The following is a 17010-nucleotide window of genomic DNA, read 5'->3' as shown; positions in this document are numbered from 1 at the left end:
GCCTGTTTAACTTTAAGATGCCAATTATCTTCCATGCAATTTAAGTTTAATCAGTAATTATGAATTTTAAGCTCAACTCTTTATTTGCTCTCTCTTTAAGTGCACTGTCTTTTCCTTTATTTGCACAGCAAGCAAGCCAAATTGAAACCCGTGAACCAGAAGCCGCCACAGGGGTAGTACAAAAGCAGTTAGTACCTGGCGATAAATACATGGTTGCGGCTGCAAATCCTTATGCCTCACAAGCGGGTAAGGCCATTTTAGCCCAAGGCGGAAGCGCCGTTGATGCCGCAATTGCCACCCAATTAGTGCTTACATTAGTTGAGCCGCAATCATCAGGCATTGGTGGTGGTACGTTTATGATGTATTACAACAAAGCTAACAATAAACTCACCAGTTTTGATGGTCGCGAAACAGCCCCCAGTAATGCCGATGAAAACCTGTTTTTAAATGAACATGGCAAAGCTGTTAAATGGATTGAAGCAGTTGTAGGTGGTCGCTCGGTGGGTGTACCAGGTATTTTACATGCGTTTGCCAGTGCCCATAAACAATATGGTAACTTGCCATGGGCAACGTTATTTAAGCCAGCTATTGCGCTAGCTGAACAAGGGTTTGAAGTATCTCCACGATTACATGGTTTACTCGTTAGGCAGTTAAACCCGGGTGTTATGAGTATGCCGGTCATAAATGAGTATTTTTTTCCCAATGGTGAAGTGATCAAAGTAGGCAGTATTAAAAAAAATCAGCCGCTTGCTAATTTATACAAAGACATTGCCTCACAAGGGATTGACGCTTTTTATAAAGGTGATAATGCAAAAGCCATGGTAAGTGCAGTGCAGAAATCAAAAATTGCACCGGGTAAATTATCTGAGCAAGATCTTGCTAACTACACCAGCAAAGAGCGCGCCCCTGTATGTATTAAATACCGCGTTTACAAAGTGTGCTCTATGGCACCACCTAGTAGTGGCGGTGTAGCGGTGCTACAAATTTTAGGCTTGCTTGAACATAAAGATATGGCCAATATTAAAGCTAATAGCGCAGAGGCTATTCATTACTTTAGCCAAGCATCGCGCATTGCGTTTGCCGATCGAAATAAATACATTGGCGATCCTGATTTTACCCAAGTCCCTACCGAGGAGTTATTAAACAAAGACTATATCGCCACCCGCGCAAAATTAATCACTGAAAAAGATCAAAAAGCATTTCCTGGTGATCCAGTTGATTACTTAAGCTACGCAAATGATGACTCTTTTGAACTTCCGTCTACGTCACATGTCTCGATTGTTGATAGCAAAGGCAATGCTGTTTCGATGACCAGCTCTATAGAAATGGCGTTTGGTTCGACGGTCATGGTTAATGGCTTCATTTTAAATAATCAGCTGACTGATTTTTCACTTTCGCCGCGTAAAAATGGCAAGTTAGTGGCTAACAGAGTAGAAGCCCATAAACGTCCGCGCAGCTCAATGTCACCCGTGATGGTATTTAATCAAGATGGGAGCTTACGTTTAGTGGTTGGCTCTCCTGGCGGTAGTCGTATTATTGATTATGTAGCGCAAGTTGTTATTGGCATTTTAGATTGGAATTTGAACGCGCAACAAGCCATTAATTTACCGCGTACCACTAATCGCAACGACTACACCAGCATTGAAAAAGGCACTGCACTTGAAGCGGTGGTACCAAAGCTTAAAAAGCGCGGCCATGATGTGCGCGTGATTGACTTAAACTCTGGGCTGCATGCGGTAGAAGTTAAAAATAACCGTTTGTATGGCGCCGCCGATCCTCGCAGGGAAGGGATGGCATTATCGGATTTAAGTAATAATAAAGCCTCATTTAAATTCTAAAACATGTATAATCAACAGCAGGTTTGCAGCTAATGTATTACCTGCTGTTATTTATGTAACAGCTTAATAGTTAATGATTATTTGATTGAAAATAGTATGTTAACTAACGTAAAAAATTAGCAAATCTAAAAATAACTGACACTGTTGTAATCATTGCACACAGCAAACGCTGGTCTAATGCTCGTTTTAATTTTTATAAACTCACAACAGCCAGCTAACATATTCACCAAATATGAGTGGCTTTATACTAAAGTAGCGCTTGTATTTGTAAATTTTCAATGGTCTGACAAGCTTAAATGTCATTGCAATTTAGCCTTTAACAATGATAATGGCAGATCATTACTTAAGATTCAGTAAAGCTTGGAAATATGACTACAAATACCGATCCAAATTATCTTTATATTCCTTATTCTGGCCCAGGCCTAATTGAAACCCCGTTATTGAATAAAGGAAGTGCTTTTAGCCAAAAAGAACGTGAAAACTTTAATCTTGCTGGTTTACTTCCTCCTCGTTACGAAACAATAGAAGAGCAAGTTGAGCGTTGTTACCAGCAGTACTCAAGTTTTAACGACAACTTAAATAAGCACATTTATTTACGCGCCATTCAAGATAACAACGAAACGCTTTATTACCGCTTAGTGCGCGATCATATTGAAGAAATGATGCCTATTATCTACACCCCAACGGTGGGTGATGCGTGTGAAAAGTTTTCTGATATTTATCGCAGTGCCCGTGGTTTATTTATTTCCTATGAAGATCGCTTTCACATTGACGATATTTTACGTAATGCCACAAAAGGCAAAGTAAAAGTGATTGTTGTTACCGACGGTGAGCGTATTTTAGGCCTTGGCGACCAAGGTATTGGCGGTATGGGCATTCCAATTGGTAAACTTTCTTTGTATACCGCGTGTGGCGGTATTAGCCCAGCCTATACGTTACCGGTTATGCTCGATGTGGGAACCAATAACGAAAAATTATTAAACGACCCAATGTACATGGGTGCTCGCCATAAACGTATTGCACAAGACGAATACGATGAGTTTTTAGACTTATTCATTAAAGCAGTTAAACGTCGCTGGCCAAATGTGTTACTGCAGTTTGAAGATTTTGCTCAGCCTAATGCAATGCCATTATTAAAGCGTTACCGTAATGAAATTTGTAGCTTTAATGATGACATTCAAGGTACTGCGTCGGTCACTGTGGGGTCTTTATTAGCAGCATGTCGTGTTAAAGGTGCTAAATTATCAACTCAAAAAGTTGTTTTTGTAGGCGCAGGCTCTGCAGGCTGTGGTATTGCTGAACAAATTGTTAGCACTATGGTTGCTGAGGGTATTAGTGAAGCACAGGCACGTAGCCAAGTCTTTATGGTTGACCGTTTTGGCTTATTAACAGATGGTATGCAAGGCTTACGCGACTTTCAACAAATGCTTGCACAACCAACTAGCTGCCTAGCAGATTGGACTTACAGCGGCGAATACGCGTCATTATTAGATGTAATGCACTGTGCTGAACCAGATATTTTAATTGGTGTATCTGGCCAACCTGGTTTATTTACCGAACAAGTCATTCGCGCTATGCATGCTAAATGTGAATCGCCAATTATTTTCCCGTTAAGTAACCCATCTAAACAAGTAGAAGCCTACCCAGAAGATGTAATTAAATGGACCGATGGCAAAGCAATTGTTGCAACTGGCAGCCCATTCGACCCAGTTGTTTATAACGGTGTGACTTACCCAATTCCACAATGTAATAACAGTTACATATTCCCAGGTATTGGCTTAGGTGTTATTGCCGCTAAAGCGACGCGTATTACCGATGCGATGCTAATAATGTCGAGCGAAATGTTGGCTGAGTCGTCACCTTTAGCTAATACAGGTAAAGGCAGCTTACTACCGGCACTGACTGAAATTGAAACGCTTAGTAAACGTATTGCGTTTGCAGTGGCTAAAAAAGCAATTGAAGAGGGCGTAGCCCTTGAAATTTCAGACGATGCGCTGTGGGCAGCCATCGACAAAAACTACTGGTTACCAAAATATCGTAACTACAAGCGTTGCAGCATTTAATTACAGTAGAGATTAAAAAAAACAGGCTTTTGCCTGTTTTTTTATACTTGTTCATCTTTAATTAACCGCATAAGGTGTTAACTGAGGCAATCAAATTTAAAAGGATAGACTTATGAAAACGCTTTCGATTTTAACCGCCGCATTACTCAGTACATCAGCTTATGCGAGCAACGCCCCAGAAGAGCCGCATATTTATGTTAAAGGTGAAGCTTCACTAACGACGATGCCGGATCATGTTTTATTAACGGTGGGCATTACTGAAATAGATAAAGACTTAATTGCCGCAAAAAAACAAACCGACACCACTATGGCCAACGCAATTAGTTTAGTAAAAAAAATAGGCGTTGCTGATGCCGATATTAATGCTGGTCAAATCTCAATCTATCGCGATAATCAATATAACCGTGAAACGGGTAAACAAGAGTTTACTGGCTTTAAAGTATCAAGAACGCTCACTATTAAACTCTCTGCAATTAATAAATACCCTGAATTATTACAGAGCTTAGTTAATAATGGCATTAATGAAATTAGACAAACGCAATTTTTAGCTAGCAACTACGATGAGCTGCATAAAAAAGCACAAAAAATGGCAATTAAACAAGCCAAAGTCGCGGCAAAAGAGCTAAGTGACGACTTTGATGTAGAGTTAAAAGGCTTATATAGCGCGTCTATAACCCCGCTTGATATGCCATCTACACCGTACATGCGCAGTGAAAAAGTAATGATGGCAGACAGTGCACCTGGTAATTATGTCCCTGATGCCTATCATGCGGGTGAAATTACAATTAGCGCGTCAAGCTATGCAATTTATTATATAGATTAGGGTTTGATGATCTTTCAATGCCAAATAGGCGCTGCCGAGGAGCGATAGCTCTTTGCCCCTCGGCAAAATAAATAGCTCTACAGAGCTTACTCGCTAATAGGTCGGTGCTGCTCAAAACGTGCCACCAACTGCTTACCTTGTAACTCACTAATTCGCACTATTGCTTGTAGCATATTTCTAATTTCTTGTCGGTCATACTCATTACAAATGTGCTGATTAATATCATCAACAATGGCACCTAAATAATTAAACACACTGTTTCGAGCTTCAACATCCTCGTTGGCAATAAACAAAATATTTTTAAATGCTTCAATAACATTGGTCATTACATAGGCATCAGCTTTGGCATAATTACGCAAAGGAGTGAAGTTATCGTGCAGTAATTCATCAAAACTGGTTTCATGAAAATAGAGCAAAGGGGCTTCTTCTGGTTGATAACACGCGTAGTTAATCGCATTAATCTTTAGGCGAGCAATCAATAAAATACTCAGCATATCAATAGCTTTAACCGCTGTGCCCGGATCGTTAATCCCAGGGCTCATTGCTTTTACAGCGATTTCAGAAATTTGGGTTAATCCATAACGGTAATGATCGCTAATGTATTCTTCTATATAAAAAATAAAGCAGTCTAAGATTTTCTCTATTAACTCTTCGTTTTCACAAATGTCTTTATTACACTTTAAGAACGGGTAGCCTTTAACGGTAAAGTAACCTTGCTTAACGGTAATAAAAAGTTCTATTTTTTCTTCAGCCAAAATAGCACACAGCTTATTTGTGTGAACCCCTTTGTAGTAACCCTCAGTAGTACTTTTTATTGAATGCCAATTTGAAAATTCAGGAAAGTTATCGACGGGGTTATCGCCTTGTTTGTTGATGATGTCTTGGATCTCTTGTTTGGTTTGTCTAAATAAACCATTTAATACGTTATCAACCTGAATTGCTTTTGAAATAGAGTGAATAAAAAAAACGAACAAGCCCAAAGATATCAAACCAAAAATTAATGCAAAGAGCACCCCTAATGAGGGTATTGCCGTATTTCCGTTATCTAACTTATTAATATTAATGAGCATTATAATAGAATAAATAATACTGCCTAAATAAAACCCTAATACCATTTGATGCGATTTACGGGTAATAAGCCCAGGAACGACTCTGGGTGACAAACTAGCGCTGGCCGCATTTAAAACCACCATCACCATAGAAAAACTAAATACGGTTAACGAAATAATACTGCCAGCTAAGGTGCTTAATATGGTTCGTGCGTTTTCTGCACTGTCTACTAATACAAATGAGATTAATGATTTAAATTGCTCAATAGGGGCTAAATACTCAACAGACATAGTGAGTACAGCAAAAATTAAAAACGCAACAGACAGGAGTGAGGGATAAAAGCCAATACTGTTTATTATTTCACGATAGTGATTGGTGATTTTTGTTCTTAAATACATATTATCCTTACTTATTACTATTCCAATGTATAAATTACTCTAGCATAGTTCATGATAAAACTACTGATTTACCGCTTAACTTATGTGTTATTATTGCTGAAAAATTAAATGGACTATACTGTGATCATATCTAGCTATGCGGCCTTATTGGCCCTTTATTATATTTATTTGAGTGTTAATGTTATAAAAATACGTAAAGCCGAAGGGATTTCGTTAGGTAATGGCAGTAATACCGCGCTTGAACGTTCAACCCGAGCGCATGGTAATTTTATTGAGTACGTGCCCATTAGCTTAATTTTAGTTTTTTTATTGGAGTATCAGGGGTTAGCAAGTCATTATGTGCATGCGCTAGGCGGTTTATTATTTATCAGCCGTGTTGTTCATGGTTCTGCCATTATTAACAATAATTTAAAGGCACGTGGATTGAGCATGATGATCACCTTTGCTATTGTGATAGTAAGCGCGGTGTTATTACTTTTAAGTAGATAAACGATTATGCGGTTAGCTATTGTTTTTACATGTGTTTATTTTTTCAGTTCGCTGACATCATTTGCATGGGCAATAGAAAATAATAGCAAAAACACCGTTTCTAGTTTGCATGTTGTATACCCCAAAACAATGCGCAGTGGTGAAGATGAAATATTATACCCGTTAGTACTATTAAGAACAGCTCTGCAATTCAGCGGAGAAAATTTTACATTACAACCCTCAAGTATTTCGATGCCACAGAGCCGATCGTTAAAGCAAATTCTTCATAATGATGAAATAAACGTAGCTTGGACCATGACCTCTAAACAGCGTGAGCAACAATTACTACCCGTTAGAGTGCCTATATTTAAGGGGTTATATGGGTGGCGTGTTTTGGTAACTACACAGGATAAAGTGAATACCTTATTAAACATCAATACCCTTAGCGACTTTAAAAGCATACACTTTATTCAAGGGCATGATTGGCCTGACACACAAATACTGCAGGATAACGGCTTAACTGTATCGACATCAATCGAATATAGTTCGTTATTTAATATGTTGATAAAAGGCCGAGGTGATGTATTTCCTCGTTCTGTGTTAGAGGTTGAAACTGAGCTCAATACCTTTAAAGATGAAGCCGGTGCTAACCTCACGATAGTGCCACACTTATTGTTGCAATACCCAAGTGCTATCTACTTCTTTTTTAGTAAAGAAAAGCCCGAAATAGCGCAAGCGGTTGAGAAAGGCTTAGCTATTATGCGTAAAAACGGTGAGTTTGATCGTTTGTTTAAGGCTTATCATCGCAGTGCGATTGAGCATGCAGATATAAAAAATAAAATTATCATTAAATTAAAAAACAATCAGTTACCCACATTAACACCCCTTAATGATGCATCACTTTGGTTTTCAGAAAAAGACATTTAAAACGCCATGACACAAAAAATATTTATTATTGGTTTACCACGCACTGGGACGACTAGCGTATGTAATGCATTTTTAGATTTTGGTATACCCACTGCCCATACTGCATACACCAACGCTTGTTTTGAAAATGCGGTGGCTATCGCAGACACACCTGTATTTAACGATTATCAAACATTAGATAAATATTACCCAGGTTCTAAATTTATATATTTAAAGCGAGAACTTAGCGCGTGGCTGCCTTCAATAAAACAGCTTTTGCTGCGTATGCATACCAATTTAACGCGAGCCGATGGCGGCTTTAATATTCATTTAAAGCGCTGCTACTTAAATACCTTTAGTGATTTTTCGCTCGAAAACATTAATCAGGATGAATATTTAACTAATTGTTATAACAGTCATTTTAATAGTGCCAATAGTTATTTTGCTGACCGGCCTAATGATTTTTTGACCATTGATATAGCAAATCCCGAGAGCTTTAATAAGCTATGTGAGTTTTTAAATATTACCAGCAGCTTAGCTGGCTTTGATAAAATGAACATGGGCGGTAAAGTCACTGCATGGAACGATATAAAGCACCCATTAAAAATTGAGTCGACGGCGAAAGGGAGGATCGATAAGTTTTTGCCTTATGAAAGTTAAATTTAAATCGCGATCAAAGATTTTTATTTTTAAATACGCTAAAATCCACGCATTATTTTATAAATTGTATCCCTATGTTTGAATTAAAATACCACACGCCATTTGAATGGACCGAAGTTGTTTTAGCCGACTTTGAAACCTTTTTACAAGACCACGCCGCTGCTGAAAAAAAAGCATCTGGCATGGCAATGTCAATGCTTTCACATTATCCGGATAAGCGTAAATTAGTTAAAGCCATGACTGACTTAGCTCTTGAAGAGTTAATTCATTTTAAACAAGTGCTTAAGCTATTAATTGAACGCGATACTAATTTGGGTGATGATAAAAAAGATCCATACATTAAGCAAATTCGTGCACACTTTAGGCATGGTCGTGACGGGTTTTTAATGGACAGACTATTAGTAGGTGGGGTAATTGAGGCGAGGGGACATGAACGTTTTTCTTTAGTTGCCGAGGCACTACCTGAAGGAAAAGAAAAAGATTTTTATGTCGCAATTGCTAAATCAGAAGAAAAACATAAAAATTTATTTGTCGAACTCGCCTACGAATACTTTGATAAGCAAGAAGTTGACGAACGCTTAGACGAGTTACTAACAATAGAAGCCGAAATTTGTAAAAATATTCCTTTTACAGCGGCTCTCCATTAAAAATTACGGTATGTTGTTTTAAAAGCAAAAGCAACATACCAACTTTTCAATTTATAACTGCTCCCTTCATACTAATTAAACAATCAAATAAACCCTAAGTAGATCAACTTTACTGCGCTTACTTTACACAGCCTACTCATAAACAGCTATTATGAATTATTAAAGTTTAGCTTGTCGAAGGATGTGAACCGATGCAACCAATTAAACACATTGCCGTATTAACCTCAGGGGGCGATGCGCCTGGGATGAACACCGTATTATTTGCCATAGTAAAAACCGCTCAACAACATGGAATAAAAGTGTCGGGCGTTCGAAAAGGGTTTGAGGGTTTAATTGATAATGACTTAGTGACACTTGATTGCAAAAGCCTTCAACAAACCATGCACTTAGGTGGTACTGTGTTAAAAACAGCGCGTAGTGAAAGATTTAGAGGTGATGCTGGTAGAAATCAAGCACTAGCCACAATTGAACATAATAATATTGACGCTTTAATTGTGATAGGTGGAGATGGCTCATTTAGAGGGTGTTTATGGTTATCACAAATTACTGACATACCTTATATAGGCATTCCAGGCACTATTGATAATGATATTGCGGGTACAGATTACACCTTAGGGTTTGATACGGCAGTAAACACATCAATGCAATGTATTGATAATATTAGAGATACTGCAGAATCACATAATAGGGTGTTTGTTATTGAAGTAATGGGACGTGATTCTGGTTATATTGGCACTTATGCCGGTTTAACCTCTGGCGCCGATTCGATATTAATACCTGAAAGTGATGAAGACATAACTTATTTAGTGAATAAAATTAGTGATTATCACAGTGAGCATGCTTTTATTGTGGTGGTATCTGAAGGTGATGAAATTGGCGTTGAGCATATATGTGAGAAAATAAGTACCGTTAATCCCAGTATAGATTTGCGCGTAACTAAGCTAGGGCACTTACAACGCGGTGGTAATCCATCTGCAGCGGATCGTATGTTAGCAATAAGATTAGGCGTACACAGTGTTAAGGCTTTATGTGCTGGAGAAAGCGCTAAAATGGTGGGTATTTTAAATAACAAAGTATCAAATACTCCTATGCAAGATGTTGTAAAACAACATGTTATAAATGAAGAGCTGCAAGGGCTGTTATCTGTATTTTGCCGCTAACGACTAATTAAAGAGGAATAATGACCAATGCGAGATAATAAAAACTCTAAAATGACGATTATTAAAGGTATTACAATAAGTTTTTTATTTGCCGGTTCAACAGTCGTATTGGCCAAAGATGATTGTTCAGATTTAACGGGGTGTGCGAAAAAAGCCTGTGAAGTTAACCACCAGTTATTAACTGCAAAACGCCAAGGTAATTCACACCAAGCTGCAGGTCTTAATAAAGCACTCAATAATATAAACGAATACTGCACCCAGGATGAATTAAAAGCAGAGTTACAACAAAAAATAGATGATACCAATAGCGAAATTGAAGAATATAAAACCGATCTTAAAAAAGCTAAGCGCCAAGGTAATCATGACAAAGTTGAAAAGTATCAGCAAAAGCTAAACGACAAAACTAAACAGCTTAAGCAATTAATTGATGAGCTAAATAGTTTGATTGATTAAAATGTCATTACAGCGTTTTTATATTTAATAAAGTAGAGCATATTACTATAAATAAATAATGTGCGAATAAAAGGGCTAAAATACCATGTTTATAAGTGACGTAATTGCCGATAGTTAGTTTGCTTAAGTACATATATATTTTATTTAACATAATATAAATTATAGGTAGTTATATATCTATATATAAGCAGCGCTCTATTTTAAAAGCTTCAAGCTTGCTAAGTCCAATACTAGACGGTATCGGACATTAAGTGGCTTTAAACAACTATTATAGTTATCACCTTGAGGTTCCTTAATGCTTAGCTTAATATTAAAGCACAAGCCGTAAAAAACATTGAAGTATTCATATGGAATTTGTACGCCCACTCGAACCAATTTTAATTATTGATGATGTTAAACAGATCCGCGCTGATTTAAGCCAAGTATTAGCCGGTTTAGGTTTTGATGACATTATTGAGTGCGATAATTTTAATTGTGCTAAACCTCTGCTTATTGAAAAATCACCCAACGTTATATTCTTAGATGTTGATTTACCTGATTCTGAAAGCATTGAAATTTTAGAGTCGATTAACAACGAACACCCTCATGCACATGTTGTTATGTGTTCAGGCCACAATAGCTTTGAAACAGTGCAAAATACCTGGGAGCTAGGCGCAAAAGAATTTATAGCTAAGCCCTTTAACGCGCAAAAAGTTGATGCGGTAATGAAACGTTTAGAACTCATAGATTAAAGGAAATTATGCAGCACATTGTTACGACAATAATTGATGACCTATCTACCGTTATATTTGGTAAACAACAACAAATAAAATTAGCGTTAGCCTGTTTATTTAGTGAAGGCCATTTACTAATTGAAGACTTACCCGGCATGGGAAAAACCACTTTGTCGCATGCATTAGCTGCAGTACTGGGGTTATCGTATCAGCGTATACAATTTACCAGCGATTTATTGCCCGCTGATATTATTGGCACCAATATATTTAATAATAATGAACATAGTTTTTCATTTCATAAAGGCCCAATTTTCAGCCAAGTGGTGCTCGCTGATGAAATAAATCGCGCGGGTCCTAAAACACAAAGTGCTTTATTGGAGGCGATGGAAGAACATCAAGTAACAGTAGATGGAGACAAGTACCCGCTCCCTACTCCATTTTTTGTAATTGCGACTCAAAATCCATTATATCAGGCAGGTACATACCCGTTACCAGAATCACAACTAGATCGTTTTTTAATGCGAATTAGTTTAGGATTTCCACCTAAAGATGCAGAAAAACGGTTACTGTTAAATAATCAAAAACGTGACTATTCTCAGTTACCGCAGCGAATTGAACAACATCAACTTATGCAAATTCAAGATGCTATATCAAATATCACGCTAAGTTCGCCAGTGGTTGATTATATAATTGAGTTAGTGACTTATACTCGTGAGTCTCAAACATTAACGACTTCGCTTTCCCCAAGAGCCAGTATGGCACTGGCTAAATCGGCCAAAGCGTGGGCTTATATTGAAGGCCGTGATTATGTACTACCCGAAGATGTACAGGCTGTTTTTTCAAGTGTGTGTCAGCATCGATTAGGTTTACATAGTGATGCGGGCGATACACAAATAGCGGCCATTTTAAAACATGTTTTAGTGCCCGTTTAGGTAAATGCGTATTTATAAATTTAAGCGCCCTACTTTTATTCACGATATAAAAAGCGCGATTTTAACTGCCTTATTAAAAAATAAGCACAAAAAAAATAGCATCACCTTAAAACATAATACTATTTATGTTTTACCATCCACGCTTGGCGTTTACTTTAGCGTTGTTGCATCATTAAATTTTGTAATGGGGATTAATTATCAAAATAATTTAATTCTGTTTATGGCTTATTTAATGTTTGTGATTATAATTTTTGCATTGTTATTGGGCTACAGTAATGCCAGAGGTTTAACTGTCAGCTTTAAATACGCCATTGACAGTTTTGCGCCTCAGGCACCACAGCTAGTTTGGCAAATAGAAGCAGCTGATCCTTGTCAATCAATTACATTAAGTTACCCCAATGATTTAAAAAATGCATGTTACATTACGCGCGTTAAAAATGAAGCAATAAAATCTCAATTATCATTACCTTATACCAAGCGAGGCTGTTATCAGTTAAAGCCAATAAAAATTGCCAGTAATTACCCCTTTGGTTTAGTCAGTGTGTGGAGTTATATACAACCTAATAAAGTGGTGTATGTTTATCCGTCAATTATTAAAACAACAAATCAAAAACACCAAAACCTAGTTTCAAATAATACCGATGAAGGCACTGAAAAACATAAAGGTGACGATGAATTTGAAAGTTTAATTACTCATTTGCCAGAAATGGGGTTACAGCGAATATCATGGAAGCACTATGCAAAAACACAGCAATTACTTGTAAAACAATTTAGTGATTTTAAATCAGCCGATGCACAATTCGATTTTAACTTAGTCACGGGCGATACCGAACAGCGTTTAGGGCAACTCTGTTTTTTAGTTTGCCAAGCATTTGAAAGCGATATTAATTATTCTTTAAAACTTCCCAATAATTTAATCGCCAGCAATTCAGGCAAGCTGCATCATCAGCGCTGTTTACAAGCGTTAAGCTTAGTCGGTAATGATAATGAATAAGATTAAAAACCATCGTGTTATTAACTTTGCTCTATCGTTTATTTACTTAGGGCTAGTCAGTTTTTTTACAGAGCACTTACCCCTGCCCTTTATTGCAATGCTTAGCGTGTTATGTGGCTGGAATGTTTATTTAACAGTTAAGCAAAAGCAAAAACCCAACGCGTGGTTTGCTAATGGATTGGCCGCCATTGCATTAATTATTATGCTAAGCAGCATAGGCTTTAAAGATACCGTTTTATTGTTTGTAGCCATGCTGTTATTGTCGTGTGTTTTTAAATTATTGCAGGCAAAATCAAAACAGCATTACCAATTGATCATTACCCTTACGTTCTTTTCACTCTCAGCGGTATATTTGTTTAGCCAAACCATTTTTACTACCTTAGTTATAAGCACTTTATATATTATAAACTTTGCGGTCCTAGGGTTATTAGAGTCTAGTCATAGTTTAAAACTCTCTTCAAAACAAAGTGCTAAAATTATGCTACTGGCTTTTCCTTTAGCCGTAATACTTTTATTATTTTTACCTAAACTTCCGGCATTTTGGCAACTACCCGGTCCAAAAATGGCACAAACAGGATTATCTGAACAAGTCGATCCGTTTGATATAGCAAAGTTATCAAATTCAGATGAACTAGTATTTAGAGCAAAATTTAATGGTACACCACCACCTACGCCCTATTATTGGCGCGCTATTGTACATGATGAATTTGATGGTGCAGCGTGGAAAACATCCTCCTTTTTAAAGCAAGCGTTGATATTACCCGCTAAAAAAAGCACGAGTGAAAATGAGGCTCAGTATACGGTTATAGCTGAGCCTGCTATTTCAGATTGGCTATATGGGCTTGGTTTTTCAAGCAGTGAAAGCCCCAATGTTATTGCCAATACTTTAGGTTTATTACGAAAACAACAATATAAATCCAAGGTTTTACAATATGCAGTTAATAGTGAACCGTTATCTAGTACATCGCTTAATAAGTCCCAACAGCGGTTTTATAGCCAATTAACTGTTAGTAATAATCAAAAATCTCAGCAGTTAGCGCAACAATTAAAAAATAATAGCGCCAATGCCGATGAATTTTTTAATCGACTTTTAAGCTATTTTTCAAAAAATGAATTTAGCTATACACTAACACCTACACCCATGCGCGGCGAAAATACGCTCGATCAGTTTATGTTTAATAATAAACGCGGCTTTTGCGGGCATTATGCCAGTGCCGCCGCCTTTATTTTTAGAAGTGCAGGTATTCCTGCGCGTGTTGTCAGTGGCTATTTAGGAGGCGAGCTAAATAAAAACAGTGATTATATGACTATTCGTCAATACGATGCGCATGCCTGGGTTGAAGTATATACCGGTGCCGGTTGGAGAGTATTTGATGCCACAGCGGTTGTCGCACCCGAGCGGTTAAACGGCTCCTTGTCACAAAGCACCACCCTTAATGACGAATTTAAAAATAATATTAACTTTGGACTCGTTAGTTTAAGTAACTATGCCGCCATTAATTGGCTTAGACTTGAATTAGAAAACTTAGATTATCAATGGTCTAGTTGGGTACTTGGGTTTGATAAAGACAAGCAACAAGATTTGTTTGCTACCTTATTTGGTAATAAGTTTATTTGGCTGGTGCCACTTGGGGTTATTATTATTTTAATTTTGAGTTTTACGGCTTACTTTATTTATTTAAACAGACCTAAAGCCTCAACAAAACAACCGCCACTGGTCAATGAGTATTATGAAATTATTCGTTGGGCTAATAAACACGCGATTAGCTATCCTGAAAATGCCACGCCAACCCAAACTTTAGAACACATTAGCAATCAAGCGCCCCATGTAGAGCAACAAATAACCGCTTTTTGTGAGTTATTTAAGCAAGTGCGCTATGCAAGGCATCCATTTACTAAAGAACGTAAAAATCAGGCTAAAGATCTGATAAAATTAATTAAATCTACAAAACAGAGAAATCTATGAACGCAGTAATTATCGGCGTTATTTTAATGCTGGGACTCACTTTAGTCCGTGTAAATGTGATTGTTGCAATGACGATAAGTGCACTGGTTGCTGGATTAACAGCTGGCATGGGATTGAAAGAAAGCATCGATGCATTTAATTCAGGATTATCGTCAGGTGCCGAGATTGCTTTAAGTTATGCTATGTTGGGCGCATTTGCTGTGGCAATTTCTAAGTCAGGCCTAACACGTATTTTAGCCGCGAAGTTATTGGCAAAAGTTAACGCACAAACTGGCTCAAGCGAAAGCCTGCTCAGCTATTTTATCCTGTTTATTATTTTGATTTGTGCTATTTCTTCACAAAATTTAGTCCCTGTTCATATTGCGTTTATTCCTATTCTAATTCCGCCGTTATTAGTGGTGTTTAACAAATTGCGATTAGACAGACGCGCTATTGCTTGTATTTTAACCTTTGGTTTAGCCACCTCGTATATGGTACTCCCTTATGGGTTTGGTGGAATTTATTTATACTCTATATTACATAAAAACCTAGTGGATAATGGCCTTGAAATAGTCAATACCAGCGTACCTTTGGCAATGATTATTCCTGCTATTGGCATGTTCGTGGGGTTGTTAATTGCGCTGTTTATTACTTATAGAAAACGCCGAGAATATACAAATACCGCCCTTACCGTTGAGAGTAAACAAACAGAAATTGATAACCCCAAAAAAGTAATGATGGTTGGTTTATTTGCTGTTGTTGCGTCGTTAATTGCTCAAAATGCCAGTGGCTCTATGATATTAGGCGGCCTAGTTGGCGTGGTTATATTTAGTGTATTTGGTGTGGTTAAGTGGGAAGAAAACGGCGACGTATTTAGTAAAGGCGTGGCAATGATGGCCATGATTGGTTTTATTATGATCTCAGCACAAGGTTTTGCCGCGGTCATGAAAGAAACCGGACACGTAGCCAGCTTAGTTCACAGTAGCGCCGCAATTTTTGATGGTAATAAGCCGATGGCAGCTGCTGTTATTTTATTAGTCGGCTTATTCATAACGATGGGAATTGGCAGCTCTTTTTCAACGGTGCCTATTATTGCCACCTTGTTTGTGCCTTTATGTTTAGAGCTAAACTTTTCCGTAATGGCAACCGCTGCACTTGTTGGTACTGCTGGCGCATTAGGTGATGCCGGCTCCCCTGCCTCCGACTCCACGTTAGGGCCAACTTCCGGCCTTAATGCTGATGGTCAGCACGACCATATTTGGGATTCAGTTGTTCCAACTTTTATTCACTTTAATTTACCGCTATTGGTATTCGGCTGGATAGCCGCCATGGTACTTTAATTTTTAAAAGGTGTGCTTTGTGCACGCCTTTTTATTTTGAAATTTACACCTTCCTTTTTACCTATTATCCCAAACAAACTTTAATGCTAAGTTTGTAGCACCAAGAAATAAAGTATGATGTGTTCTTAATGGGTTTTAATATAAGCACCAAACTAGGTGCTTATATTAATTTACTATTTAGCGTTATAACTCAAAGCCATGTAGCATTTTATCGCATACTACCGGTGTTGGTCTGTGGTTATCATCCACGGCAACAAAGGTAAAACTACCCGTAATAGCAGAATGCTTATTATCTTTGTGCATGGTTTCTAGGAATATTTCAACATCTACCTTTAGGCTGGTATTCCCTACATGCGACACTTTTGAGATTAATTCGGCAAATGAACCTGCCGGAATAGCCTCTTTAAAATCTACCCTATCAGATGAAATAGTCACTAATGGCTTACGGCAAAAACGGGTAGCTGCTATAAAAGCAACCTCATCCATCCACGCTAATGCATCACCACCAAATAGCGTATTGTGGTGATTAGTACGCCCAGGAAATACCGCTTTTGTAACCGATGTGGTCGAATCTTTTATACGCTGCGCAATAATTGCTTCGCGCTCTACTTGAGTCATAA

Annotated in this window: 16 protein-coding genes; 14 read left to right on the top strand and 2 right to left on the bottom strand. The window is 37.8% G+C overall.

From position 1 onward, the window contains the following. Window positions 1–59 precede the first annotated feature (59 nt). From ggt to KK487_RS07855, 3 genes are all read left to right on the top strand, one after another. Window positions 60–1838, top strand: a complete 1779-nt coding sequence (ggt, locus tag KK487_RS07865) for a gamma-glutamyltransferase (protein WP_215521670.1) — start codon at window positions 60–62, stop codon at window positions 1836–1838. Window positions 1839–2206: 368 nt separating this feature from the next. Next, the gene (locus KK487_RS07860; protein WP_028835240.1) at window positions 2207–3901 is read left to right on the top strand and encodes an NAD-dependent malic enzyme; all 1695 of its coding nucleotides are present in this window, start codon (window positions 2207–2209) and stop codon (window positions 3899–3901) included. A 112-nt stretch (window positions 3902–4013) separates the two neighbouring features. Beyond that, complete coding sequence (locus tag KK487_RS07855; RefSeq protein WP_058154604.1) at window positions 4014–4724, top strand: SIMPL domain-containing protein; 711 nt, start codon at window positions 4014–4016, stop codon at window positions 4722–4724. Window positions 4725–4810: 86 nt separating this feature from the next. Here KK487_RS07855 and KK487_RS07850 read toward each other — a convergent pair whose 3' ends face one another. Continuing rightward, on the bottom strand, window positions 4811–6172 hold the full coding sequence (locus tag KK487_RS07850) for a DUF2254 domain-containing protein (RefSeq protein WP_058154602.1): 1362 nt from the start codon (window positions 6170–6172) through the stop codon (window positions 4811–4813). 120 nt (window positions 6173–6292) lie between these two features. On the opposite strand from KK487_RS07850, the gene KK487_RS07845 reads away from it, so the two are divergent. The 11 genes from KK487_RS07845 (at window position 6293) to KK487_RS07795 (ending at window position 16390) form a co-directional block, all read left to right on the top strand. Then, window positions 6293–6661 carry an MAPEG family protein gene (locus tag KK487_RS07845; protein ID WP_058154601.1) on the top strand — a complete coding sequence of 123 codons (369 nt, stop codon included), beginning with the start codon at window positions 6293–6295 and terminating at the stop codon, window positions 6659–6661. 6 nt (window positions 6662–6667) lie between these two features. Further along, window positions 6668–7567, top strand: coding sequence for a transporter substrate-binding domain-containing protein (locus KK487_RS07840; RefSeq protein WP_215521669.1), 900 nt, complete (start codon window positions 6668–6670; stop codon window positions 7565–7567). 6 nt (window positions 7568–7573) lie between these two features. Continuing rightward, window positions 7574–8206, top strand: a complete 633-nt coding sequence (locus KK487_RS07835) for a sulfotransferase (RefSeq protein ID WP_215521668.1) — start codon at window positions 7574–7576, stop codon at window positions 8204–8206. 74 nt (window positions 8207–8280) lie between these two features. After that, on the top strand, window positions 8281–8853 hold the full coding sequence (locus KK487_RS07830) for a MiaE family protein (protein WP_013464932.1): 573 nt from the start codon (window positions 8281–8283) through the stop codon (window positions 8851–8853). 191 nt (window positions 8854–9044) lie between these two features. Continuing rightward, window positions 9045–10013, top strand: a complete 969-nt coding sequence (locus KK487_RS07825; RefSeq protein WP_215521667.1) for an ATP-dependent 6-phosphofructokinase — start codon at window positions 9045–9047, stop codon at window positions 10011–10013. A 27-nt stretch (window positions 10014–10040) separates the two neighbouring features. Continuing rightward, window positions 10041–10466 carry a DUF1090 domain-containing protein gene (locus tag KK487_RS07820; protein WP_215521666.1) on the top strand — a complete coding sequence of 142 codons (426 nt, stop codon included), beginning with the start codon at window positions 10041–10043 and terminating at the stop codon, window positions 10464–10466. Window positions 10467–10813: 347 nt separating this feature from the next. Continuing rightward, window positions 10814–11197 (top strand): response regulator, encoded by a 384-nt coding sequence (locus KK487_RS07815; protein WP_013464929.1) that lies wholly within the window; start codon window positions 10814–10816, stop codon window positions 11195–11197. 8 nt (window positions 11198–11205) lie between these two features. After that, window positions 11206–12111 (top strand): AAA family ATPase, encoded by a 906-nt coding sequence (locus KK487_RS07810; protein WP_215521665.1) that lies wholly within the window; start codon window positions 11206–11208, stop codon window positions 12109–12111. Between the two features lie 4 nt (window positions 12112–12115). Beyond that, window positions 12116–13105, top strand: a complete 990-nt coding sequence (locus tag KK487_RS07805; RefSeq protein ID WP_215521664.1) for a DUF58 domain-containing protein — start codon at window positions 12116–12118, stop codon at window positions 13103–13105. Beyond that, window positions 13098–15071 carry a transglutaminase TgpA family protein gene (locus KK487_RS07800; RefSeq protein WP_215521663.1) on the top strand — a complete coding sequence of 658 codons (1974 nt, stop codon included), beginning with the start codon at window positions 13098–13100 and terminating at the stop codon, window positions 15069–15071. The genes KK487_RS07805 and KK487_RS07800 overlap by 8 nt, the downstream gene beginning before the upstream one ends. Then, window positions 15068–16390, top strand: a complete 1323-nt coding sequence (locus KK487_RS07795; protein ID WP_028835250.1) for a Na+/H+ antiporter family protein — start codon at window positions 15068–15070, stop codon at window positions 16388–16390. Before KK487_RS07800 ends, KK487_RS07795 begins: the two co-directional genes overlap by 4 nt. A gap of 183 nt (window positions 16391–16573) precedes the next feature. On the opposite strand, the gene KK487_RS07790 is transcribed toward KK487_RS07795, so the two are convergent. Continuing rightward, on the bottom strand, window positions 16574–17008 hold the full coding sequence (locus tag KK487_RS07790; protein WP_008114650.1) for an acyl-CoA thioesterase: 435 nt from the start codon (window positions 17006–17008) through the stop codon (window positions 16574–16576). Window positions 17009–17010: the final 2 nt, after the last annotated feature.

Origin of the sequence: Pseudoalteromonas sp. SiA1 (genome assembly GCF_018732205.1) — a bacterium.
Lineage (GTDB): Bacteria > Pseudomonadota > Gammaproteobacteria > Enterobacterales > Alteromonadaceae > Pseudoalteromonas > Pseudoalteromonas tetraodonis.
The sequence above is the reverse complement of the archived record's forward strand: the minus strand, read 5'-3'. Positions and strand labels throughout refer to the sequence as shown.

What these genes read in the sequence shown, in the direction of transcription:
- KK487_RS07820 (WP_215521666.1), top strand. Translation starts at nt 10,041, where the DNA reads ATGCGAGATAATAAAAACTCTAAAATGACGATTATTAAAGGTATTACA.
- KK487_RS07855 (WP_058154604.1), top strand. Translation starts at nt 4,014, where the DNA reads ATGAAAACGCTTTCGATTTTAACCGCCGCATTACTCAGTACATCAGCT.
- KK487_RS07790 (WP_008114650.1), bottom strand. Translation starts at nt 17,008, where the DNA reads ATGACTCAAGTAGAGCGCGAAGCAATTATTGCGCAGCGTATAAAAGAT.
- KK487_RS07835 (WP_215521668.1), top strand. Translation starts at nt 7,574, where the DNA reads ATGACACAAAAAATATTTATTATTGGTTTACCACGCACTGGGACGACT.
- KK487_RS07810 (WP_215521665.1), top strand. Translation starts at nt 11,206, where the DNA reads ATGCAGCACATTGTTACGACAATAATTGATGACCTATCTACCGTTATA.
- KK487_RS07805 (WP_215521664.1), top strand. Translation starts at nt 12,116, where the DNA reads ATGCGTATTTATAAATTTAAGCGCCCTACTTTTATTCACGATATAAAA.
- KK487_RS07830 (WP_013464932.1), top strand. Translation starts at nt 8,281, where the DNA reads ATGTTTGAATTAAAATACCACACGCCATTTGAATGGACCGAAGTTGTT.
- KK487_RS07840 (WP_215521669.1), top strand. Translation starts at nt 6,668, where the DNA reads ATGCGGTTAGCTATTGTTTTTACATGTGTTTATTTTTTCAGTTCGCTG.
- KK487_RS07860 (WP_028835240.1), top strand. Translation starts at nt 2,207, where the DNA reads ATGACTACAAATACCGATCCAAATTATCTTTATATTCCTTATTCTGGC.
- KK487_RS07825 (WP_215521667.1), top strand. Translation starts at nt 9,045, where the DNA reads ATGCAACCAATTAAACACATTGCCGTATTAACCTCAGGGGGCGATGCG.
- KK487_RS07795 (WP_028835250.1), top strand. Translation starts at nt 15,068, where the DNA reads ATGAACGCAGTAATTATCGGCGTTATTTTAATGCTGGGACTCACTTTA.
- KK487_RS07800 (WP_215521663.1), top strand. Translation starts at nt 13,098, where the DNA reads ATGAATAAGATTAAAAACCATCGTGTTATTAACTTTGCTCTATCGTTT.
- KK487_RS07815 (WP_013464929.1), top strand. Translation starts at nt 10,814, where the DNA reads ATGGAATTTGTACGCCCACTCGAACCAATTTTAATTATTGATGATGTT.
- KK487_RS07850 (WP_058154602.1), bottom strand. Translation starts at nt 6,172, where the DNA reads ATGTATTTAAGAACAAAAATCACCAATCACTATCGTGAAATAATAAAC.
- ggt (WP_215521670.1), top strand. Translation starts at nt 60, where the DNA reads ATGAATTTTAAGCTCAACTCTTTATTTGCTCTCTCTTTAAGTGCACTG.